Source organism: Secundilactobacillus pentosiphilus (assembly GCF_002217985.1).
In the GTDB taxonomy this organism is placed as follows: Bacteria; Bacillota; Bacilli; order Lactobacillales; family Lactobacillaceae; genus Secundilactobacillus; species Secundilactobacillus pentosiphilus.
On record NZ_BCMI01000001.1, the window covers coordinates 48,130 to 72,320 of the forward strand.

The window sequence follows — 24,191 nt, forward strand, 5'->3', positions numbered from 1 at the left end:
TGTATTAGCGAGTTTCATGCGGGGCAGGATAGGGAGAAGCAAGAATAATCTATAACTTTTTATAAGTTATCAGTAGCAGGGGTTAAATGACATCACCGATCTTCGCTTTTTTTGATCCAACGTATATTTTAGTGATTGCTGGATTACTGTTATCCATGGCAGCTTCGGGTTACGTTAATTCAACTTATGCTAAATATGACCGTTACCGCGCCCAGAGCGGCGTGACGGGGACAGCTGCTGCCCAATATATTTTGCAGCAGTCGGGTATTAACAACGTTTCGGTGCATCCAATTGCTGGTAACTTAACCGATAACTATAATGGCAGCAACAAAACACTGAATTTGTCGGAATCAACGGCTAATTCATCTTCGGTCGCAGCGGTTGGTGTCGCGGCGCATGAATGCGGCCACGCGGTCCAAGATGCCCGGAATTATTTTCCAATGAGGCTGCGAACTGCTATTGTACCGGTTGCTAACTTGGGTTCAACGCTTTCTTTCCCACTGATTTTAGTTGGTGTGCTAATGGGAATGAACCAGACTTTGATTCACATCGGGATCCTCTTGTTTTCATTAGCACTGCTTTTTCAGCTAGTGACATTACCAGTGGAGTTTAACGCGTCGCACCGTGCACTGCGAATTCTCAGTGATGGCGGTTTGTTAACTGCTAATGAAGTGCCAATGGTTAGACGGGTGCTGACATCTGCGGCACTCACTTATGTTGCTGCTGCGTTAGCTACCTTTTTACAGCTCTTAAGATTAATCCTTCTCTTTGGTGGAAATCGTGACGACAATTAAGCATGATTGACTTATAATGGTAGTAGGACGAAAAGGTTGGTGGAGATAATGGACTTAATTTCATATTTAAAAGATCAAATTGAATTTTTAACTGAGCAGTTTAATCAAGCAGAAACAGATAAAGACGTAACGATGAAGTACATTACGGAGTCACGTTTGGACGAAGCAAAGAAGATTAAAAAAGCAATTGACGATGGCACAATTAACAGCCTGAGTTAATTTTGACACGGCCAAGGTTGCCGTGTTTTTTTGTGCCGATATGTTTAGGCAAGCATGACTTAAAAGTAAAATAAATTGTAGTTTTATCTGTGTTGTTGTTTAATCTACGTTTTGTGCAATTGATTTTAGCCTCTTTTACGCTTATGATAATGGTAATAAGGGGGAATCTGAAGATGAGTCAATCAACGACTACGTTATCCGGCCGCGCACGTTTGTGGTTCGTGATGACACTACTGATGGGGACATTTACAATGTCAATTAGTCAATCAGCAGTGTCCACCGCCTACCCAACGTTGATGCGGTATTTTTCAATCTCAGCTTCAACAGTTCAGTGGTTAACGACGGGGTTCATGCTGATTATGTGTATCATGATGCCGGTAAGTCCATGGCTGCTGAGTAATATTGGTTTTAAGTCATTATTTTTATCCGTTTTAATCATGTTCGATGTTGGGACACTGTTAATTATTTTAGCACCAAACTTTCCGTTAGTTCTCTTGGGACGTGCACTGGAAGCAATTGGTGTGGGCATCCTGTTTCCGTCGTATCAAACGGTTCTTTTAACCATTACACCCCGGGAAGAACGTGGCGGTGCCATGGGCTTGGCCGGATTGGTCATGGGGTCCGCACTAGCAGTTGGACCGATTATTTCTGGGATCGTTCTGCGTTTTACGACTTGGCAGGGATTGTTCATCGTCTTTATGATTATCATTACTTTGGTCATTTTACTGTCACTAAAAACGATCATTAACGTCATGCCGCAAGTGTCCTCGCACCTTGACTGGCTTTCAGTTGTCAGTTTAGTTGGCTTTATCGGGGTCCTTTATGTGATCAATTTGGTCGGTACGCCAGGTGTCAACTGGGGAAGTGCCAGTGTTATTTTGATCGTCAGCATTTTGTTGCTGCTATTTTTTGGTATCAGACAATTACGCTTAAAGGAACCGCTGCTTGATTTACGGGTCTTTAAGGTCGTGCAGTTTAATAAATCGGTCTGGTTAACCGGGCTGTCATATATTGCGCTGATCGTCGTCACCATTGTTTTTCCACTGTATTACCAAATTATTTTGGGTGTTAGCCCGTTTATTTCAGGAATGGCGCTGGTTCCAGGGGCTGTGTTCCTAAGTATTTTGAATCCGGTAACCGGTCGATTAGCTGATAAAATCGGCTTTAAAAAGGTTTTGCTGATTGGCATGACCATGATCTTAGTTGGCTGGGGTATCTTAGCATTGATTCCAGGTAAGTTCTCACTATGGGCAATGATGCCGATTGCCATGCTGATTGAAGGCGGTAACGCCTTTGTGATGATGCCTGCGACTACTTTGGGTGCGGATGCACTGCCAAACGAAAAGGTTTCTCACGGGACGGCCGTGATTACGACTATGCGTCAATTACTGGGGTCCACCGGGGTTGCTGTTGCAACGATTTTACTCTCGCTAGGGGGCGTTGCTACGGCGACACTAGGCAATTTCCATATTGCTTTCATTGTTTTCTTTATTCTGGAAATCATTGGTTTGCTTTTAGCTTTGAGTTTGAAAGATAAGAAAATTCAAGATTAATCAGGAGTATGACTGTCAGACTAAAAATCTTGACTAGATTAACCAATTTTTAGGTAAGAGGGTTAAAAGAAGAATCGAAATGCTAACGGCATTTTGGTGCTTCTTTTTAATTTACAATTATTATAATAAAACTACAAATTGGTGTGATTGCGGTAAATTGAGTCCCTAACTTGAAGAAGATTGCTGTGCAAGCTATCGAAACTTATTGCTTTGTAATTGAGTCAGCTAATGTTGCACGGAACAATTATCACTTTTAGTAAAAATGGGATATTGATGTGAAAAATATTTGTTGATCTTTTTAAGCTAGTCAATTTGGAATTAAGCGAGAAATTAAACGGATATTTATAAAATATATAAATTAAGATAAGCTAATAATTGATAACATAGCTAGTTGAAGTATTGAATAAAGGCGTGATTCATAGTATTCTGAATTGAGGTCAAGTATTGATTTGTAATGTAAACGATGAAGTGGTAATCGTTTAGCACTGGGTTAATTTAAATTATGAATTTATATTTTTGACGGCGAATTATTTTAGATGCTTATTTTTGATGTATATAAATATATATTTATGTAACCATTAGTGAGTGCGTGGCCAGTGACACTAAATTTGGTTGCCTTAATAATAAAAGATATTCGTATGCGGGCAAAATTCTTTTTGAGGTGTACATGATGAAAATATATAAACAATTTGTTCCAGTTATTTTGGGAAGCGATTTTAACGCATATGGGATGGCTCGAGGATTTTTTGCAGAATATGGGATCAAATCTGAACTTTATGCAAAAGCACAATTGGCGCCTACAAGATTCAGCAAAATTGTAAACATACACCTAGTAGAAAATTTTCAGGCTCCTAGTGTTTTTACTAAAAAGCTAGTCGAAGTAGCAATGCACTATGAACAGCAGCATATCACCCCAGTACTCATTAGTTGTGGGGATGACTACACAGAGCTCGTTTCGAAGAATCGTAAGGAACTAGCTGCTCATTTTGTCTGTCCATATCCTGAGTATGACACCGTTGAACAATTGACCGATAAAGAAAAGTTTTATGAGGTTTGCGAAGCTACGGGCTTACCATATCCTAAAACGAAGATCATTTCTTCCAGTATGGATTACCAGCATACTAAATCACCATTTGGCTATCCGGTAGCATTGAAAGCTGCTGATGCTGTTGAATGGCATAAGGGTAATTTTGATGAATATGAAAAGGCATATATCATTAAGGATGAAAAATTTTTGCAGCATATTCTAACGCGAATTTATGAAGATAGTCCGTACAAGGGGGATATGATTTTACAAGATTATATTCCTGGCGATGACAGCAATATGCGAACCATTAACGTTTATGTTGATCAAAATCATCAGGTAAAATTAATGAGTTTGGGACACCCACTTCTAGAAGACCCTACTCCGGATGCGGTGGGTAACTACGTCGCCATAATGCCCGCTTATGATGAGCAAATTTACGGTGCAATTAAGTCGTTTCTGGAAAAAGTTCACTATACTGGTTTTGTGAATTTTGATCTCAAATATGACAAGCGTGATCAGACTTTCAAGGTATTTGATTTAAATCCTCGTCAGGGCCGCAGCAGCTTTTTTGTCACTTTAAGTGGCGAAAATCTAGCCAGCATGCCAGTTAAAGACTATATTGAAAATAGCTTAAGTGGCGCTGAAACTATTTATGCAAATAAGGACACCCAAAAAGCACGGCTTTGGTTAGGTGTGGGTGTTGGAACATTCAAAAAATATGCAAAAGATAATCAAATTAAGCAGGACGCACTGGAGTTAATTCGCCTCGGAAAAGTTGGCAATACTTATCATTTTACGAGTGATTGGAATCCTAAACGTTGGTTAATGGAGAAATACATTGATCATCGTTACGAAAATACGTTTAAACAGTATTTTGTTGAAAAGCAGTAACTCACGGCTTTTCGAAGAATTTTAAAGGACCATTTTTTCAGTTAAGGCTTAGTATTATTAAAAAAGCATTAGAAAAAATAGTGGAAATTCACTTAATCATCATAGTTATTAAAGATAAATCAGCACTACCGGTAAAAAAACTTAAGTTTCATCCTTTTTTTAAAAAAGTGTTGGATAGGCCTTGCTACGGGGTTTGTTGCAGGACACATAGCAGTTTAAAACTTGTAAATTAAAATAAATATAGCTTGTAAATTGACAAATCTGAAGTTGGGAATTAACATGAAGCCATACTAAAAAATAATAATTAAAAACCAATGAAGATGAATTATTAGCGCATTCGGAAATTTACAGCAAGCGATGATGATGGAAGATCGTAATTAACCAATGTGTGAAGACAGCATCCAGGCGGTAATCCGTGTAATTTTTTTCTTTCACGTTATCCAAGAGTGATAAATTTAAGGTGGTACAGCGTAACGCGCCCTTGTTAAAACAAGGGCGCGTTTTTTTATACATAATTACGGTGATTCATACACTTTTTGATAAATTTATACACACGTCAACTGTAAAAGGAGCGGTAGAAATGAAAATATCAGCAGATTTTAGCCACGGTTCTGGATAAATTAGATGGTTTGGTGAATTACAAATATGTCAGCCATGCGGGGCCAGAACATATATAAATAAAACTATCTCTTATCTTGATCTTTCGAGACCTAATCAATCTCGAGTTAAAGCAACTCATTCTGCTTTAGCGTTAAAAATGATCAATATAACCGTTGGCAGGGAATCTAATCGTGAGGTTAGGTTCTTTTTATTACATAAATTAATTTTCCAAGATTTTGGTGGTGTACATCTTTGCGAAATTAGCTAAAAGTATTTAATAAAATTTTTTTAAGAATAAATTAAGATAATAAGAAATTTCACTTTTTTAAAATTAGTTTGTGAAGCATTGAGCCGCTTTCTCACTGCAATATAAGTAATTCTGAAATTTATTTATATAATTTTTTTATTGTTTAATTAGGGAAAATATTTTTTATTGTAAAAAAAAACGTGAGTGTTATAACTGATTTGGATGGAAACGATTTCTTGCCCCGCACAAAATGTCGTTCTCCGCCAAACTACTGGCCGGTAGAAAAAATAATTTGCACATTTAGTTAATTGACTTGAACCGATTATTCAAGTTTTATGCTAAATGTCATGGAATGAGGTTATTAATTATGGCTGACAATACAGTATCAACAACAACGGATCTGGATACTTTTGAAAAAGTTGACGAATCTGAATTAAGTAAATTCACCAAACTATCTAATTTTGAAGTTTCTGCAATCTTTTTACAGTACGCTCAAAATAACCTTAGAGACAACCGTGTAATTAACGCAGGACGTGGTAATCCAAACTGGATCAATACGTTGTCTCGTGCCGCTTTTGCTAAATTAGTTCAGTTTGGGATTGACGAGTCGGGCAATACCTTTCAGCGTGATGATGGGGTAATGGCCGGCTATATTGAGTCCAATGGTGTTGCCGACAGGGTACTGAACAAGTTATCTGACACTGATACCGTAGATCAATTTATTCGTTCATCCATTGATTATGGTGCAAATAAATTAGGCTTTGATAAAGATGCCTTTGTAGCAGAATTATTGAATGGTGTCATTGGTAACAATTACCCAGTCCCATCACGTTCTCTTAAGTACACTGAAGACATTTTGAAGCAATATTTACAAAAGAATTTATTTAAAGATGCTGACTTAGCTGATGAAACGGACGTTTTCCCAACTGAAGGCGGAACGGCTGCAATGGTTTATTTATTCCAAGAACTAAGTCAATCACACATTCTAAAACCTGGTGACACGATTGCTATTAATTCACCAATCTTCACACCATACCTTCAAATTCCAGAATTGCGCGAATACAATCTTAAGATTGTTAAATTAGCCGCAACTGAGGACGAGAATTGGCAAATGACTGATGAGCAAATGGATGTTTTAAAGGATCCTAGAATTAAAGCGTTCTTCGATGTTAACCCAACAAATCCAGCAGCTCGTGCATACAGTCCACACACTCTTGACAAATTTAAGGATGTCGTTAAAGAAAATCCAAACCTTATCGTCGTTACTGATGATGTTTATGGGACTTTTGCTGATGATTATCAATCTATCTACGCATCTATTCCTGAAAACACGTTGCTTGTATACTCATTCTCAAAGCTATATGGTGCAACTGGCCATCGCTTGGGCTTGATTGCCATGGACAAGAACAATGTTTGTGACAAGATGATTAAGGAAGAAACAGCTAAAGATCCAGAAATCAAGAAAGAATTCGATGAACGTTATTCAATGGTTGTTACTGAACCTGAGGACATGAAGTTTATTGATCGTACTGTTGCTGACAGTCGTGCTATTGGGTTGTACCACACATCTGGATTATCAACCCCACAACAGATCATGATGGATTTGTTTGCTATGAACAGTTTGATTTCAGGCGACGTGGTAGATGATTATCTTGTTGAATCTAAGAAATTAGTTAACTACCGTTACCATGCACTTTGGGATGAAATCGGTGTAAACGTTGATAATTCTCATGGAAATACTAAGTACTACACTCTAGTTAATATTTATGATTTAGTTGAAAAAATTCATGGTGCTGATTTTGCAGAGTACTTCCGTAACCATTATTCATATCTTAGCTTCCCATATCGACTTGCTCGTGAATTTGGCGCGGTTGTAATGGATGCTTCTGGATTTGGAGCAAATGAAGGATACGTACGTATTTCGTTAGCAAACTTAACTTCTGCTGATTACCGCGATTTGGCACATTGCATGAAGACGTTAATTGACGAATATTATCTAGAATTTCGGGCAAACAAATAATATTTAGGAAGCGCAGGCAGGATAGTTATGAATTCACTAGCAAGTTTTATGGTTGCAACTCCTATTTTCTCAATTTTTATTTGCCTAGGCTTGGGATACCTGTTAGGCAAGGTTAAGTTTGGTTCCTTTAACCTTGGTGCTACAGTTGGTGTCTTAATCGTCTCATTAATTATTGGGCAAGTTGGAGTATTTACCAGAGATAAGGTTCTTGGCTCTATTTTCTTCGACGCATTTATGTTTGCGGTCGGATATAGAGTTGGACCATCATTCGTTTCAAGTATGAAAAAGTTTGGGACGAAAATTGTTATTCAAAGTTTGTTTTATTTGATGTCAGCCTTTTTAGTGGCTTTGGCATGTTTCAAGATTTTCCACGTTGGGCCAGGGATCGCTGCTGGTACTATCGCTGGTTCATTAACGCAATCAGCTGTTATTGGTAGTTCTTTGCAGACCATTACCAAGTTACCAGTTAGTGCGGCAGTGAAATCAACGTATGCAGCGCAGATACCAATTGTGTATGCACTGACATACGTGTTCGGTACCATTGGTGTATTGATCTTTCTACGTGATATCGCACCTAAACTGTTACACATCGACATCAAAAAGCAATCTACAGATGTTGCATTGAAGATGAAATTTCATACAGCACAACCAACTCGGACTAGAATCAGAACGTTTGAAATTCTGAGTGAATCACGTTTTATTGGCTGGACATTACCAGTATTAAGTAAATCAATTGGCTATGGCGTTGTAGTTCTGAAGGGCTATCACAATGGCAATCCTATTGACGATAACTATGAACTTCAAGCTGGTGACCAAGTTACACTTGCTGGCTATATGAATGATGTTTCTAAGGCTGCTAATGGTGAAGATGTTTCTGAAGTTGGGAATCCTAAATCTCGCTTTAAAGAAAAGATGTTTGTTATTGGTCGTCATTTTAAGGCTAGTCAAATTCAAAAGTTACAAAGTAATGGTGTTTTTGTTAACTTCTTTAGTCCCAAAGATGGCAACGAACAAAAGGTAGAAGATTTGCGTGCTGGCTCAATCATCGGATTAACTGGTACTGGTGAATCAGAAGTAGTCAAAGACACGTTGAAACAAATGGGTTCTTGGCGTTCTGAACGTGATGCCATTAATTACGCTCTGTTCTGTTTCGGTATCGCATTCAGTGCGTTGCTAGGTGTCGTTGGTATAAAGGCTAATGGCATTCCACTTGAACTTGGTGATGGTACTGCTGCCTTACTGTTAGGGTTAGTTATGAGTATCTGGGTCAACCGGTATCAATCGCTTGATTCTATTCCCGATAGCGTCATGATGTTTTTTCAAAGCCTTGGATTAAACTTGTTTATTGTTACTGTTGGTCTAAGTGCGGCACGAACATTCGTTGGTGCGTTTAAGTCAATTGGTATTAGTATCTTCCTGATCGGAGCGATTATTTCGATTTTGCCTCATATTATTGCTCTATACTTCGGCAAATGGGTATTGCATATGGAGCCAATCTCACTTATTGGTTCGTTAACTGGTGCTGATACGTTATCAGCTGGATTAAATGCGATTACCGTCAAGTCTGGAGAAATTGGTGGACCTTACTATGCAGCGACCGTAGCGCCAGCTTATGTTATTGGTAATATTGTATTGACATTGTTGGGACCGATTTTCTTAGTATTATTAAGTTAAAAAAGAATCCTGAAAATGTAGATTACATTTACGTTGGGTAATCGTTTAGGTTATCTTTCCAGTAAAAATTCATTTGAACGGAGTCTAGAGAGAATGGAAAGAACAAGCTATGCTGGTTTGGTCGATGCTGATTTAATTGATCAAAAAGTTGTGTTAGAAGGATGGGTTCAAAAGCGTCGTAATTTAGGCGGATTAATCTTCGTTGATTTAAGAGACCGCGAAGGAATTGTCCAATTAGTATTCAGCCAAGAGTTTGATGAGAAAGCTTGGCAAGCTGCAGATAAACTGCGCAATGAATACGTTATTGCAATTGAAGGGGTAGTAAAAAGACGTAAGGACGCAGAGATTAATCCGAATATGAAGACCGGCGAAGTTGAAGTTGAAGTTCATAAACTGAATGTTTTAGCTAAAGCTGATAATTTACCATTCGAAATTGAAGACGGCATCAATGTTTCCGAAGAGCTCAAATTAAAGTATCGTTATTTGGATCTTCGTCGACCAGAAATGCAACGAAATATTCGAATTCGAAGTAAAATCGATCAGGTAACTCACAGCTACTTCGATTCACATGATTTTTATGATATTGAAACACCTGATTTGACGGCTTCCACTCCGGAAGGAGCTAGGGACTACTTAGTTCCATCCAGAGTATATCCAGGTCACTTCTATGCGTTACCTCAATCACCTCAACTTTTTAAGCAATTGCTTATGGGGGCTGGCTTTGATAGGTATTATCAAATTGCGAAGTGCTTTAGGGATGAAGATTTACGAGGAGATAGGCAACCAGAGTTTAGTCAAATCGATGTAGAAACCAGTTTTCTTAGTGCGGAACAAATTCAAGATCTCACTGAAGGATTTTTGAAGAAGGTTATGCATGACGTTCTAGGGATTAACATCAAAACGCCTTTGCCTCGTATCGAGTGGCAAGATGCAATGGATCGGTTTGGTTCAGAGAAACCAGATGTTCGGTTTGGCATGGAAATTAGGGATCTATCTAAAGTCCTACAACATACTGATTTTAAGGTATTTAAAAATGCGTTAGATAATGGTGGCTTTGTAAAAGCAATTTGTGTCTCTGATGGGGCAGAAAAGTATTCGAGAAAAGATCTTGATAAAAAAGAGCAGTATATCGAAAGATTTGGCGCAAAAGGTTTACCTTGGGTTAAAGTAACTGAAGATGGATTCTCTGGCCCAATTGCAAAATTTATCAATGATTATTCAGACGATATTTGCAAAGTTTATGATGCTAAGCCTGGGGACTTAATCCTATTTGCTTCGGACACTTTCAAGGTTGTCTCTGATACTTTGGGGTATTTGAGAAAATCCATCGCACATGAGATGAATTTGATTGATGAGTCAGAGTTTGCCTATGTTTGGGTGGTCAATTGGCCATTGTTTGAATATGATGAGGGAGATCAACGTTGGGTTCCAGCGCATCATCCATTCACAATGCCAAATGAGGAAGATCTGCATTATCTTAATGACGGTGAAGATCCTCACAAGGCGCATGCACAAAGTTACGACATCATTTTAAATGGTCAAGAAATTGGTGGTGGTTCGATTCGTATCCACACCAAAGAAATCCAAGAAAAAGTCTTGAAAGCTTTAGGCTTTACTCACGAAAGAGCACAAAAATCATTTGGATTCTTAATCAACGCATTCGACAAAGGATTTCCGCCTCATGGTGGTATCGCAATTGGAATCGATCGTTTCACGATGATGTTGGCTGGACGTCATAATATTCGTGATGTGGTAGCATTCCCAAAGAATTCGAAAGCAACTGAGCCTATGACGGGTGCGCCTGCGGCAGTTACGGACGACCAGCTGAAAGAATTGGGTATTCAAACAATTCATAAGAGTGACGATTCAGATTCTTAATGGTTAACGAGGTTTGTATTCAATTCGAGATTAAATAGATTTAAGGAGGGTTGTATGATGAAACATTTCTTTACAATTATTGGTGGTATGGGTACTGAAGCAACTGAAACTTATATTCATCAGTTGAACGATAGAACACCTGCAAAACAAGACCAAGACTATTTAAACTATATTTTGGTAAACCATGCTACGATTCCTGATCGGACAACTTATATTAAGGATCACAGCAAGCCCAATCCACTTATACCTCTTTTGGAAGATGTTAAAGCTCAGAGCAAACTTGGACCAGATTTCTTCGTGTTACCTTGCAATACTGCTCATTATTTCTATGATGAGATGCAGGCTGCGACAGATGTCCCAATTCTGCATATGCCACGTGAGGCTGTGAAGGAAATTAAGTCTAAGTATCCTAAGGCACGTAAAATTGGATTGATTGCGACTGAAGGTACGATCTACGATCACATTTATGATCATGAAATTATGAATGCTGGTTATGATTTCTTGGCACCTAGTAAGTCAGTTCAAGAAAAAACTAATGCTTTAATTTACGATAACATTAAGGAAAACAATTATGTTGATCGTGATTTATATCACGGCTTAGTAGACCAAATGTTTGAAGAGACTAACTGTGATGCGTTAGTTCTTGGTTGCACAGAGCTTTCATTAGCACAGGATCGTGAACCAGTTACAGATAAACCAGTGATCGATAGTCAATCTATTATTGTTGACAGGTCTTTGGAGTTAGCATTAAAGGAACAAAAAGCTGTTGTCCAACAATAAGTAGTTAGACTTTAAAACAGATTGAGAGTTCTTTTGACGTCAGTTGATTCCTTGTTAACATAGTTGTAAAATTTCAAAGAATTTGAGGTATCGTTCAGATTCTAAGAATAAAACAGTACGACAATTTCCAGTTTTGGATATTTGCCGTGCTGTTTTTGATTATTCCAACAAAAATAGACCTTATTTTAAAGTTAATTGATGAAGGAATGGCGTTAAGGTGCTTTCTTGGGGCAACGAAGATTCTGGTTGTGCTTTTAAAGTTTTGCAGTAACCATGGAAATTAAATTCAAATGATACTTGCTTTTCTAGTTGTTAACCGTTCATTTTAAGGTTAAATTTGGTTAAATTTAGTTTATTTCGACACCTTCAAAGATTCGTACTATTTAATAGATAAGCTTTTTTAGATTAATAAGCTTTAATTGAGAAAAGCTGGCCAGTATTTGGATTCATAAAAATTGCTTAAATATAATAACATTCTAAAAAGGTCAAATCAAATTCTCATTATAATTATTGAAAATTCTCTGAATCCCTGATATTATAGGGCGAAATATTTAATTTATTTCTAATTGATTACTTATAATTCTCATTTTTACTTGAGTTTAAATTTTTTTAAGCTACAATAGAACTATGCAAGACAATTGCATTGGAAGGAGAATTGTCCACATGACTGAGTCAGGAAAAGTTGAAACGTCTGCGTTATATATGAATCCAAGTCGAGATGTTGCGGTGCTTAATTATACGAACAAATATATCTCTGATATCTTTGCCTTAATTAATAGTAAAGAAGCAGAGGAAGTTGTTCGATTATTTCTAGAGGATCGGCATCATACTGCTGAAAGCCAACGAAACGATTTTGAGGATGCAGATCCGCAAACTTACATTGATACATTGAAGGCAGTTCTACTTGATCGTCCCGACGCTTACGATACATATAATCGGGATGAGATTTTGTTTAGCGTTGAAGAGCTGTATTCATACTACCGTTCGTACCTTCGAGTTGGCGTTATCAATTTGCATGGTAGTGAAGCAACCGCGAAGAACTTCATGCAAATGGATAATCAGTTTAACGACGTTGTGATTGAAGCTTATCGAACAATTGAAGAAAAGCTTCAGGGTTTCCGTATTAAAACTTATCGGCAGGTCAGTGCCGGGACTTCCGCATGTGTCCTGACTCAGTCGCTGGACTGGCCGATTCCAAAAGGCTATGAAGCATTAAAGCCAATCCGCTTCCTGGAAACTTTAATGTTACGGCCGCCAATGATGATGAAAACTCCTTCTAATAAGCGTGAAGGGACCTTTACAGCGGTACCTGATAACCCGATTAATAAATTTCACGGATCACGCAGCGAGTGGTACTGCTTCCCAGCAAAAATTGGTGAAAGCTTAGCTTATATTTACTTCCACCGTGATTACTTCGTTAGTGGTGTTTCACTAGCCAACTTGTTTGAAGTCGCTAGTGCTAAAGAAGTTGCTGGTCATAAGCCAGACGAGATTTTACTGTTTGGTTTACCAGAGACTGAGGGCGATGTTTGCCACTACCACCACGATGAAGAAAACGATATCTGGGTCGGTGAAGTACCTTACAACGATAAGACCACTTACTTCGGCTACATGAAGAAGATGTGCTTAACGTTGCATAACCTGCACATGATTTATGAAAAGCGTTTGCCAATTCATGGTTCAATGGTTCGCATCAAGTTTGCTAACGGTAAGAACAAGAACGTGGTCTTCTTTGGTGACTCTGGTGCCGGCAAGTCAGAATCCTTGGAAGCACTGCAAGAAATTGCCGATGACAAGATTTTGAGTTTGGAAACCATTTTCGATGACATGGGTAGCTTTGCTTTAACGGATGATGGTGATTTGTACGCGCAAGGGACTGAAATCGGTGCCTTTGTTCGACTGGACGATTTAAGTTCAGCGGTGGCCTTCAATAACATGGACCGTGGTGTGTACTTGAACCCTGACCGGAAGAACGCTCGGGTCATCATTCCTGCTGATACGTACAATCGGGTCGTCAAGCACCATGGCGTTGATATGTGGGTCTACGCTAATAACTACGATAAAGATATTGGTATTCACCGCTTCGACACTGAAAAGGAAGCTAAGGCAACCTTCATTGAAGGTAAGCGGTTCGCCTTAGGGACCACTGATGAAGTCGGTATGAGTACCACCTTCTTCGCTAACCCATTTGGGCCAGTGCAAGAAGAAGAAAGAACTCGTCCAATTATCGATAAGGTGTTCAAACACTTCTTTGATAAGGGGACGTACGTTGGTGAAATTTATACTCACCTTGGTACGGATAAGAGTAAAGATAGTTTGAATGAAAGTGCTAAGCAGCTGTTGGATGTGCTGTGGAATAGCTAGAGCGTGAACCACGACGGTTAGATAGCGGCGTGTAAGACAAGGACCACCTAAATCCCTGAACTTGGGATTTAGGTGGTCCTTGTCTTACACATAGCTATCTGTCGTGGTGAACGCGTTTCGGCAATGTAATATTAATGATCCCCGACCTTGGGGTTGGGGTGGTCCTTCTTCTCAAAATATCTAAATGAAATGTCCGCTTAGTATCTTTTAGTAGGTAGAAAAGTTAGTATCCTTCTTAAAACTTTGATTACTTCTGTTCAGCCCCGTAATCAGGTTCGAAATATCACCAGCAAGCTGGCCACTGTAAGCACTGCCGCTAGTATCCAATGATGAGCCCATTACATGATGAAGTTCATAATTGACATACTCACTTTCACTCATCTTCGAAAATGATTTCAGCCGATTATATTCTTTATCATAAGCTTTCATGGATGGTACTTCTTTGGCAAATCTTGGTCGGAAGTACTCGTAAACTCGCATAACGAATTTAACGTTTTCAACGGGATCGGAAGTATCATCGTCTTCATTATTTGAATCAATTTGTTCTGAGTTATCTAAGGCGTCGGTAACGACATCACCAAGAGCTGTAAAGTTATTGTCCGCCATTGATTTTTCAAAGTTACTCTCGGTTAAGGTCATCCAATGTGAAGGCCAGCCATAATTGGAGTATGCAGTTCCCGGTTCAACCTTACTCAATTCATTTAAAGCTTGCTGACGTTCTTTTTCCGTTCTGAGCAAACTGATGGCGCTTTTCATGAACGCAATATCTTTTTTAGGTTGGCTTTGACTGACTTTGTGGTATAAATGCTTGTGCCATGTCCAGCCGGCCAGCCGAGGTTCACTAATTGTCATGCCGGGAATCATGGCGCCAACACCGTAATAGATTGCTTTTTTTCCAGCTGGCGTTTTGACCGTTGCTTTATACAAAGTACCAAAATAAGTTGATTTATGGCGGTCTTTAGACGTGACTTTCTTAGTAAATTTTTCGTTCCAAATCGTTCCTTTGACCCAGTATCTCTGAGGATTTTTGATCTTCGAAATTTTTTCGATTTTATAGTGACTTTTAGCGGATGCTGAAGTGTTTGCTATTCCTAGAAAAGCTAAAAAAGATAGCGAACATACTGCTGCCATTAAGAAAAATTTTTTTCGCTTCATAAGTTTCCCCCCAAGTCTTCAAATCAATAGACAACGTTACTTATCTGCCAATGACCAATGGTGACATTAACTTTACTTGATATTATCATCAGGCAGTTAGATGTTCAAGCAGATATTATTCAATCATAATGGTTTATTTGCCGTCGAAAAATTGAAATTTTCAATAAGTAATTGTTACCGACAGATGTATCTGTTACGAAATGATTAACATTATGTAAACTCACTTCATTTTTCTTGCTAGTCGATTGATTTGCAGATATAATACTTTCAAATCGAAGTAAAAAGGGATGGTAACGTGCAATTAATTTTTACAAGACTGCTATGGTCAACGTTAATGGTGACAGGGCTAATTGGGTCAATTATTGGCTTCGTACTGCCAATCATCCCGGGAATTCCGTTCATGATCTTAATGATTTATAGTCTGAAAAAACTCTCACCAGCATTTCACCGTTGGCTGAGCCGAACACGGCTGGCAGAATGGTTAAAAAAACATCAGCCAGCGTTAGCAAAATGGCTGGTTAATTAAATAAGTACCAAAACGGGACTTAAACAGCAATAAAACGCTGTTTGGGTCCCGTTTAGTTTCGGCTCATAATCGATACTGCTTAAAGGCGCTATAATCTTGATCCACCTGTTTAACATAAGCGGTTGTCCAATTTTGGATGGCGCTACCGAATTGATCTGAATGGCCGGTATAGCCGAGAACAACGCCAGCGGTGGGACTTTGAGCATGGGCGGTACCCAATACCCAGGCACACGTTTTGGCGTAGGCTTCAAACTGATCCCAGTCAAGCTCGGTAAGTTCGATTGACGCTTTCATATCACGGAACTGACGCACGTAAAAACTCTTCTTTTCCGTTGCAAAGTAGCCTAAAAATGGGTCAGAAGCAGACTGGAGGATTCGTTGGCAATCGACGATCCGCTTACCTTCATTTTGCTCATACTGGGCATCTTCTTCATCTAACTGGTCGGCTAATTGACGATGAGGAAGGGCTTCTTTGATCTGTAAAACCAAGTGCGAGCTGTCGGTGCCGGTTAATAGCAGCAAATAGCACAGCGAGCCGAAACTACCGACGCCGACGCTGTGACGAACGATGTCTGTGACGCTGTATTGTGACAGCATCAAACTGACATCAGGTGCGAGAGTTTCACGGTACCGAACCAGGTATTTTTCAACGTGCTTGGTAAGCCGATCCTTAACGTGACGGGTTTTAGGTGGGTTTTCCTTAAACGAGATCTGTCCGGCACCATCCGTCATGGTAAACTTACGAACCACTTGTTCGGAGTCACGTTTGCCGGCTTTGGTGAGAAACTTTTTCAGCTTCTTAGTATGCATTTCCTTAGACGGGATCGTATTCAAAATATTCTCAACGCTATTGACTGGGTAGAAGCGGTTCAGCGCAGTTCTTTTAAACATATCCTGCAAACTCTTCCGGTAAGTGTCACCGAGTTCTTTTACTAAGCCCGTTAATTTATCAGTTTCAAAGTGATGTTCACGACCAGCTAAAAAGGTACTGACGGCTAACCGCTTAACGTCCCACTCAAAGGGGTTGATGCCAGCTTCATCAAAGTCGTTCAAATCGAATAATAACTGACGTTCTGGTGAGCCGAAGAAGCCAAAGTTACCGATGTGAGCGTCACCGCAGCTGACGGTATGAATGGGTGAATTATCTTGGTGGGCCAAATCATATTCCATTAATTCAGCTGTCCCACGGAAGAAGGTAAAGCTGGACTGACTCATGCGCTGTGTTCGTTCCGGCAGTAGTTCCGGGATCAAAATCGAACGGACTTCATCCATTAATTGGTTGGGATCCCGCTTAACGGCAGTGTAGGTTCCCAGTTTTTCGAACGGGTAGGCGGAACGCAGCTTTTTGCCGAACCTTTTTTGTTCTTTTAACGGTAGCTGCACGAATAACTGACTAAAATCAAACGGTTTAACACTCATCACAGTCTGCTCCTCATTGATATTATTACGTTTAGTTTAGCATGATAAGTTGCATGCAAACAAAAACGAAAAATGGTAAACTTGAAAAGGCATTCATAGAATTCCAAGAATTAGAATTGTTTAGTAAAATTTTTACTATTTTCAGGCATTTCGGCTTATACTTAATCTGTAAGCATAATAGAGAATGAGCAATTTAAAACAAGAGGAGTGGCGATACGATGACTTGGCAAGATAACTATCAAGTATGGAAGAACTATCAAGACTTAGATCCATCATTAGCACAAGAATTAGCTGACATGGCGGGTGACCAAGAAGCTTTGGAAAACGCCTTTACGAAGCCGATGGCCTTTGGAACGGCCGGTATGCGGGGCTTGATTGGTCCCGGAATCGGTGAGATGAACATTTACACCGTTGGTTCAGCTGCTGAAGGATTGGCCCGTTTCATGGACACCTTAGACGATAAGGATAAGCAGCGCGGGGTCGCAATTAGTTTCGACTCACGTTACCATTCACGTGAATTTGCCCACCATTCAGCACAAGTGCTGGGTGCCCATGGCATTCCAAGTTATGTGTTCGATGATATTCGGCCTACACCAGAACTGTCCTTTGCCGTTCGTCACTTGCACACCTACGCAGGTATTATGATTACGGCTAGTCATAACCCTAAGCAGTACAACGGGTTTAAGATCTACGGCCCAGATGGCGGTCAAATGCCACCAAAGGCTGCTGACCAGATCACTGAATACGTCAACGGTATCGATAATATGTTCACCATTAAGACCGTGAAGGAAACAACGCTTCGCAAGCAAAACCTCGTTCACATTATTGGTGAAGACGTTGATGAGGATTATCTGGCAGGGGTCAAAGCGGTTTCAGTTAATCCTAAATTGGTCGATGAAGTTGGTAAAGATATGACTTTGATCTACACGCCGCTGCACGGGACTGGTCATATCATCGGTTACCGGGCACTAAAGGATACCGGCTACAACCACTTTACGATGGTTAAGGAACAAGCCATTGCCGATCCTGAATTTCCAACGGTCGTTCACCCTAATCCTGAATTTCCAGAAGCCTTTAATATGGCGATCAAGTTAGGCAAGAAGGAGGGCGCTGACCTGTTAGTTGCTACTGACCCTGATGCTGATCGGTTAGGTGCTGCTGTACGGATGCCTAACGGTGAGTATCAACTGATGACGGGTAACCAGATTGCCTCTGTACTACTAAACTACATTTTAAAGGCTAAACAGGATGCTGGAAAGCTGCCGGCTGATGGCATGGTAGTTAAATCCATTGTCTCCACTGAACTAGCAACTAAGATTGCTGAGCACTATGGCGTTAAGATGGTCAACGTGCTGACTGGGTTCAAGTACATTGCCGAGCAGATCAAATTGGCTGAACAGAACCACGACCACACCTTCCTGTTTGGCTTCGAAGAAAGCTTTGGTTACTTGATCAACCCGTTTGTCCGTGATAAGGATGCCATTCAATCCACGATTCTGCTGGCTGAAGTGGCTGCTTATTACAAGCAGCAGGGGCTGACACTTTACGATGGTATTCAGCAACTGTACAAGACGTATGGTTATTACAGGGAAAAGACGACTGCTAAAGAATTTGATGGTGTTGATGGCGCCGATAAGATGGCTGCCATTATGAAGTCATTGCGTAACAGTCGCCCAACTGAATTTGCCGGCTTTAAAGTCAACACGACTGACGATTATCAAACCCAAGTTGCCACCCATGCAGACGGCAGTACTGAAAAGCTGACGTTACCAGTCTCCAACGTTTTGAAGTACTGGCTGGAAGACGGCACCTGGATCGCCGTTCGGCCGTCAGGGACTGAACCGAAGATCAAGTTCTACGTTGGGACTAACGGTAAGACTGACGAAGAAGCTACTCAGAAATTAACGCAATTTGAAGCGGCTTTAAAGCAGTGGGTCAAGGATTAAAATAGCTGACAGTAAAAGTTCGTGACAGGATCATCAAAAATAAAAGCAATTTGATTTAATCAATATTTTAGTGATTAAGTCGGATTGCTTTTATTTCGCTAAAGCCCGCCAGTTTGGTAAGCGTTAATATTGATCAGTTCTGAACACGTCAAAAGATTGATGTGAAGCTAAAGAAAACGATTTCATTTTGCATTGACATCAACTAAGTTTTAGGGTACTTTAGAGGTAGTAAAAATTTAGTAAAATTTGTGGAGGCATTATTATGGACTATCAAAGCTTAAAAGATGAATTTAACAAAGCTTTTGGTTACGAAGGCGATCGCGTTTACTTTGCACCAGGCCGCATCAACTTGATTGGTGAACATACTGATTACAATGGTGGTCACGTTTTCCCTTGCGCCATTACAATGGGTACTTACGGTGTCTATAAGAGCCGTGACGATGATCAAGTCCGCGTCTATTCTGGTAACTTCCCGGATGCCGGCATCTTGAGTTTCCCAATCGATAAACTCGATTTTGATAAAAACGATAGCTGGGCTAAATTCCCACGTGGTGTGATGTATGAAATGGCTAAGCAGGGTAAGACCGTTAATCATGGGTATGACCTCTTCGTTCACGGTGATTTACCAGATGCTTCAGGACTTTCATCATCAGCATCAATTGAACTTTTAATTGGTAACATTTTAAACAAGGAATTCAACTGGGGCGTTGATCAATTGACCTTGGTTAAGAACGGGCAAGCTGTTGAAAACGACTACTTAGGCTTGAACACCGGGATCATGGATCAATTCGCTATTGGCATGGGCAAGAAAGACCAAGCTATTTTGCTTGATACCAATACCCTTGATTACGAATACGTGCCCGTTAAGTTAGGCGATAACGTGGTTGTCATCATGAACACTAACAAGCGTCGTGAGTTAACTGACTCGAAGTACAACGAGCGTCGTTCAGAATGTGAAAAGGCTTTGGCTCTGATTCAAAAGGGCGGCGAAGACGTTAAGACGTTAGGTGATCTATCACAAGAAGAATTCGATAAGGATGCTTACTTGATCAACGATGACACTTTGATCAAGCGTGCCCGTCACGCAGTGATTGAAAACCAGCGGACGTTGCGTGCTAAGAAGGCGTTGAGCAACGGCGAGCTTGAAGAATTCGGTAAGTTAGTCAACGCATCACACGTTTCCTTACACTATGACTACGAAGTTACTGGTAAGGAACTGGATACGCTAGCTGAAACCGCATGGAAGCAACCAGGTGTCTTGGGTGCTCGTATGACTGGTGCCGGCTTCGGTGGCTGTGCCATTGCCATTGTTAACAAGGCCAACGTTGATGACTTTATTAAGAACGTCGGTGACGTTTACAAGAAGGAAATCGGTTACGCCGCTAGCTTCTACGTAGCAAGCATTGCTGATGGTCCTAAGGAAATTAAAGCTTAATCTTTATAGGTTATAGGCAAAAAGCGCAAAGCAATTAAACTTGCAGAGCGCTTTTGTATCGAAATTAGGTTAAAGAGAAAGTATGGAGGTAATTATTTATGACAGTTGTTGTATTAGGCGGTGCGGGCTATATTGGTTCCCACACTGTTGATCGATTGATTGAAAAGGGGTACGACGTTGCGGTAATCGATAACCTGATCACGGGTCACCGGGCAGCGGTTAACCCTAAAGCCCGTTTTTACCAGGGTGATATTCACGACCGAGCCTTTTTGGATGAAGTCTTTAACAAGGAAACCAACGTTGAAGGTGTCATTCACTTTGCGGCCTTCTCAATCGTGCCGGAATCAATGAAGGATCCGTTGAAGTACTTTGATAACAACACCGGTGGCATGATTACCTTACTTAAGGCCATGAGAGATCACGATATTAAGCGGATCATCTTCAGTTCAACGGCTGCAACCTATGGCGAACCAAAGCAGATTCCAATTAAGGAAACTGATCCGCAGATTCCAACCAACCCATATGGTGAGAGTAAGTTATGCATGGAAAAGATCATTCACTGGTCTGATTTAGCATACGGCATCAAGTTTGTGGCTTTGCGTTACTTCAACGTTGCCGGTGCTAAGGCCGATGGTTCTATCGGTGAAGATCACCACCCAGAAACCCACTTGATCCCGATTATTTTACAAGTTGCCGCTGGCGAACGCACGGGCTTAAAGATCTTCGGTACTGACTATCCTACTAAGGACGGTACCAATGTCCGTGACTACGTTCACGTTGTGGACTTAGCGGACGCTCATATCCTGGCTTTGGAATACTTGAAGGCTGGTAATGACAGCAATGCCTTTAACCTTGGCTCATCAACTGGGTTCTCCAACAAGGAGATCCTGGAAGCTGCCAGAAAAGCAACTGGTCAGCCGATTCCTGCAGAAGATGCACCGCGTCGTGCCGGTGATCCTAGCACTTTAATTGCTGCGAGTGATAAAGCCCGTAAAGTCTTAGGCTGGAAGCCGCAGTACGATGATGTGGAAGAAATTATCAAGACTGCTTGGAACTGGAAGCAGACTCATCCAAAGGGTTACAACGACCGAGGTGAAGCTTAGTATGTCAAAAACTGTTGATCAATTTGTTGATGCCATCATCGATAGCGGTACTTATCAGCCCCTGGACCGCATTTACGTGACTAATCGGGTACTGGGATTAGTTGGTGACGATCCAGCGGTTGACGCTAAAAGTGATGACCTGTTAGACATCGTTGATGCCTTACTTGAAACTGCAGTTAAGAACGGCAAAATTGAAGATGGTCAATCTGACCGGGACATTTTGGAAGCAGAGTTAACGGATCTACTGACACCTACGCCAGCAAAGGTCAACCAAAAATTCTGGAATGAATACGAAAAATCACCGGAAGACGCGACTAACTTCTTCTACGATTTAAGCCGTAAAAACGACTACATTAAAACGCGCTCCATCGCAAAGAACATCGTCTTTAACGCGCCGACACAGTATGGCAATCTAGAAATCACCATTAACTTGTCGAAGCCCGAAAAAGATCCGAAGGCCATTGCGGCAGCGCGGAATCAAAAGAGCAATACGTATCCGCTGAGTCAATTAGCCATTGAAAACGAAGGCTACCGTGGTCGACTGGGTTACCCAGCACGGACGAACCACCGGGTCATTCGCTTAGACCTTGGCGGTGAACCTTGGGGCTTCCAGTACTCGCCGTACGCTTACTTTAGCGAACACGCCATCTTCTTGCTCCAAGAGCACCGGCCAATGCTGATCAATCAGCATACCTTCAGTAACTTACTGGAAATTGTCCGGTTGTTCCCGCACTACTTTGTGGGCAGCAACGCTGATTTACCAATTGTTGGCGGTTCGATGCTGGCACAAGACCATTATCAAGGCGGCCGGCACGACTTCCCAATGATGAAATCACCGGTGGACCGTAAAATTAAGTTAGCCGGTTTTGATGATGTGGACGCTGGTATCGTTAAGTGGCCAATGTCGACGATTCGGCTTTCGGGCGATACACCTGAGCCGCTGATCAACGCTGCCACTGCCATTGCTAATAGCTGGAAGCACTACGATGACGAATCAGTTGATGTTCGTTCGTACACTGATGGCGAGCGGCACCACACGGTGACACCGATTGCTTACCGTCGTGGGTCTAAGTTCGTTTTGGATGTCGTTTTGCGTGATAACCAAACCTCAGAGAAATACCCAGATGGTATCTTCCATCCACATCAGGATGTTCAACATATCAAGAAGGAAAACATTGGTTTGATCGAAGTTATGGGCCGGGCAATTTTGCCAGCCCGCCTCAAGACTGAAATGCAAGAAGTCAAGAAGTATGTCTTAGGTCAACCGAACGAAATGAAGGATTACCACAAGACCTGGGCAGATCAATTGAAGGCCGACAACCAATTTACCGATGATAATGCTAACGACATTATTGACCAGTCAATCGGTCAGGTCTTTGCACGCGTTCTGCAAGATGCAGGTGTCTTCAAGTGGGACGACCAAGGACAGGCAGCATTTGATAAGTTTATTGCTCAAATTGGTTAGTCAAGTAGCGGTATAAAAGGAGGGAAACATCAAGATGAAAGTGACTTTAAAAGACATCGCTCAAAAAGCCGGTGTTTCCCTGTCCACGGTTTCTCGCGTTCTCAATTACGATACCACGCTGTCGGTTAGTGACAGTACGCGGCAACGTATTTTTGAGGTTGCGGAGGAGCTGAACTATACTAAAACGAAGCGGGTCTCGCAAACACCTGAAACTTATAAAATTGCGGTCGTTCAATGGTATTCGATTAATAAGGAGCTGGATGACCTCTACTTTATGACGATCCGAATGGAAATTGAAAAGCGGAGTCAAGAGTTGCATATTCAAACGATCCCCGTCTTTCAAAACCAAGTCTCGGAAATCAGTAAGGATGTTGATGGCATAATTGCGGTCGGTAAGTACAGTGAAGCGCAGGTTGACGAACTCAGTGCCATTAGTGACAATTTGGTGTTTGTTGATTGGAGCGAAATGCACCGCGGCTTTGATAGCGTGATGACTGAATTTAAGCCAGCCGTCCTCAAAGTCGTTGACTATCTGTTATCCAAAAGTCAGAACTTAGGCATTATCTACGGGTCTGAGTATACGACGGATGGCAAGCTGAAAATTCCTGATCCGCGGTTTAAAGCTTTCAAATCGATTATGACCGAGCGCGAACTTTTTGATCCGCGGTTTGCTTATGAAGGTAACTACACCAATCAGTCCGGTTACGATGCCATGAAAAAGGCTATCAAGGACTTAGGTGATGATTTACCGCACGCTTTCTTTGTCAGCAACGATCCGATGGCAATCGGCGCGCTCAAGGCTTTGGGTGAAGAAAACATTGCTATTCCTGACCGGGTCAGTCTGTTTAGCTTCAATGATACTTCAGTTGCTAAGTACGTCTATCCAGAATTAAGTGCGGTACACGTGGCAACTGATCAGATGGGAATCAGCGCCGTTGAGTTGATGAAGAGTCGCTTGGAAAACGGTCGCGAGGCCCCGCTAAAGGTCACTGTTGGGACTAAACTGGTGATTCGAAAGAGCACCCGGTAAAGTCCGGTCAAATAAGGGTATATTTAAAGCGTCTAGTGAGGCATTTGGCCAAACTGGACGCTTTT

The 24,191-nt window shown here is 41.0% G+C and carries 17 protein-coding genes; 15 read left to right on the top strand and 2 right to left on the bottom strand.

The genetic code is table 11. From position 1 onward, the window contains the following. Positions 1-86 precede the first annotated feature (86 nt). The 9 genes from CES81_RS00240 (at position 87) to CES81_RS00275 (ending at position 14,047) form a co-directional block, all read left to right on the top strand. Positions 87-794 carry a zinc metallopeptidase gene (locus tag CES81_RS00240; protein WP_089120211.1) on the top strand — a complete coding sequence of 236 codons (708 nt, stop codon included), beginning with the start codon at positions 87-89 and terminating at the stop codon, positions 792-794. A gap of 48 nt (positions 795-842) precedes the next feature. Continuing rightward, positions 843-1,013, top strand: coding sequence for a hypothetical protein (locus tag CES81_RS13415; protein WP_179211618.1), 171 nt, complete (start codon positions 843-845; stop codon positions 1,011-1,013). Between the two features lie 173 nt (positions 1,014-1,186). Beyond that, positions 1,187-2,566 (top strand): DHA2 family efflux MFS transporter permease subunit, encoded by a 1,380-nt coding sequence (locus CES81_RS00245; protein ID WP_089120212.1) that lies wholly within the window; start codon positions 1,187-1,189, stop codon positions 2,564-2,566. A 670-nt stretch (positions 2,567-3,236) separates the two neighbouring features. After that, the gene (locus tag CES81_RS00250) at positions 3,237-4,484 is read left to right on the top strand and encodes a carboxylate--amine ligase (RefSeq protein ID WP_089120213.1); all 1,248 of its coding nucleotides are present in this window, start codon (positions 3,237-3,239) and stop codon (positions 4,482-4,484) included. A 1,214-nt stretch (positions 4,485-5,698) separates the two neighbouring features. Further along, complete coding sequence (locus CES81_RS00255; RefSeq protein WP_089120214.1) at positions 5,699-7,351, top strand: bifunctional aspartate transaminase/aspartate 4-decarboxylase; 1,653 nt, start codon at positions 5,699-5,701, stop codon at positions 7,349-7,351. A 27-nt stretch (positions 7,352-7,378) separates the two neighbouring features. Beyond that, positions 7,379-9,025 (top strand): aspartate-alanine antiporter-like transporter, encoded by a 1,647-nt coding sequence (locus CES81_RS00260; RefSeq protein WP_089120215.1) that lies wholly within the window; start codon positions 7,379-7,381, stop codon positions 9,023-9,025. 93 nt (positions 9,026-9,118) lie between these two features. Next, entirely contained in the window at positions 9,119-10,903 is a 1,785-nt protein-coding gene (gene aspS / locus CES81_RS00265) for an aspartate--tRNA ligase (RefSeq protein WP_089088323.1), read from the top strand. 57 nt (positions 10,904-10,960) lie between these two features. After that, complete coding sequence (locus tag CES81_RS00270; RefSeq protein WP_089088324.1) at positions 10,961-11,683, top strand: aspartate/glutamate racemase family protein; 723 nt, start codon at positions 10,961-10,963, stop codon at positions 11,681-11,683. A 663-nt stretch (positions 11,684-12,346) separates the two neighbouring features. Next, positions 12,347-14,047 (top strand): phosphoenolpyruvate carboxykinase, encoded by a 1,701-nt coding sequence (locus CES81_RS00275; RefSeq protein ID WP_089088325.1) that lies wholly within the window; start codon positions 12,347-12,349, stop codon positions 14,045-14,047. Between the two features lie 207 nt (positions 14,048-14,254). On the opposite strand, the gene CES81_RS00280 is transcribed toward CES81_RS00275, so the two are convergent. Then, positions 14,255-15,202 carry a hypothetical protein gene (locus CES81_RS00280; RefSeq protein ID WP_089120216.1) on the bottom strand — a complete coding sequence of 316 codons (948 nt, stop codon included), beginning with the start codon at positions 15,200-15,202 and terminating at the stop codon, positions 14,255-14,257. A 295-nt stretch (positions 15,203-15,497) separates the two neighbouring features. Between CES81_RS00280 and CES81_RS00285 the strand changes: the two genes are divergently transcribed. Then, complete coding sequence (locus CES81_RS00285) at positions 15,498-15,728, top strand: YbaN family protein (RefSeq protein WP_089120217.1); 231 nt, start codon at positions 15,498-15,500, stop codon at positions 15,726-15,728. A gap of 63 nt (positions 15,729-15,791) precedes the next feature. On the opposite strand, the gene CES81_RS00290 is transcribed toward CES81_RS00285, so the two are convergent. Continuing rightward, positions 15,792-17,147 carry a DUF2252 domain-containing protein gene (locus CES81_RS00290; RefSeq protein WP_089120218.1) on the bottom strand — a complete coding sequence of 452 codons (1,356 nt, stop codon included), beginning with the start codon at positions 17,145-17,147 and terminating at the stop codon, positions 15,792-15,794. 218 nt (positions 17,148-17,365) lie between these two features. On the opposite strand from CES81_RS00290, the gene CES81_RS00295 reads away from it, so the two are divergent. The 5 genes from CES81_RS00295 to CES81_RS00315 all read left to right on the top strand — a co-directional run bounded on the left by CES81_RS00295 (position 17,366) and on the right by CES81_RS00315 (position 24,126). Next, entirely contained in the window at positions 17,366-19,093 is a 1,728-nt protein-coding gene (locus CES81_RS00295; RefSeq protein WP_089120219.1) for a phospho-sugar mutase, read from the top strand. Positions 19,094-19,355: 262 nt separating this feature from the next. Next, positions 19,356-20,528, top strand: a complete 1,173-nt coding sequence (locus tag CES81_RS00300) for a galactokinase (protein WP_089120220.1) — start codon at positions 19,356-19,358, stop codon at positions 20,526-20,528. A gap of 98 nt (positions 20,529-20,626) precedes the next feature. Next, positions 20,627-21,631 carry a UDP-glucose 4-epimerase GalE gene (galE, locus tag CES81_RS00305; RefSeq protein ID WP_089088338.1) on the top strand — a complete coding sequence of 335 codons (1,005 nt, stop codon included), beginning with the start codon at positions 20,627-20,629 and terminating at the stop codon, positions 21,629-21,631. Between the two features lies 1 nt (position 21,632). Further along, the gene (locus CES81_RS00310) at positions 21,633-23,096 is read left to right on the top strand and encodes a UDP-glucose--hexose-1-phosphate uridylyltransferase (RefSeq protein ID WP_089120221.1); all 1,464 of its coding nucleotides are present in this window, start codon (positions 21,633-21,635) and stop codon (positions 23,094-23,096) included. Positions 23,097-23,130: 34 nt separating this feature from the next. Further along, the gene (locus tag CES81_RS00315; RefSeq protein WP_089120222.1) at positions 23,131-24,126 is read left to right on the top strand and encodes a LacI family DNA-binding transcriptional regulator; all 996 of its coding nucleotides are present in this window, start codon (positions 23,131-23,133) and stop codon (positions 24,124-24,126) included. Positions 24,127-24,191: the final 65 nt, after the last annotated feature.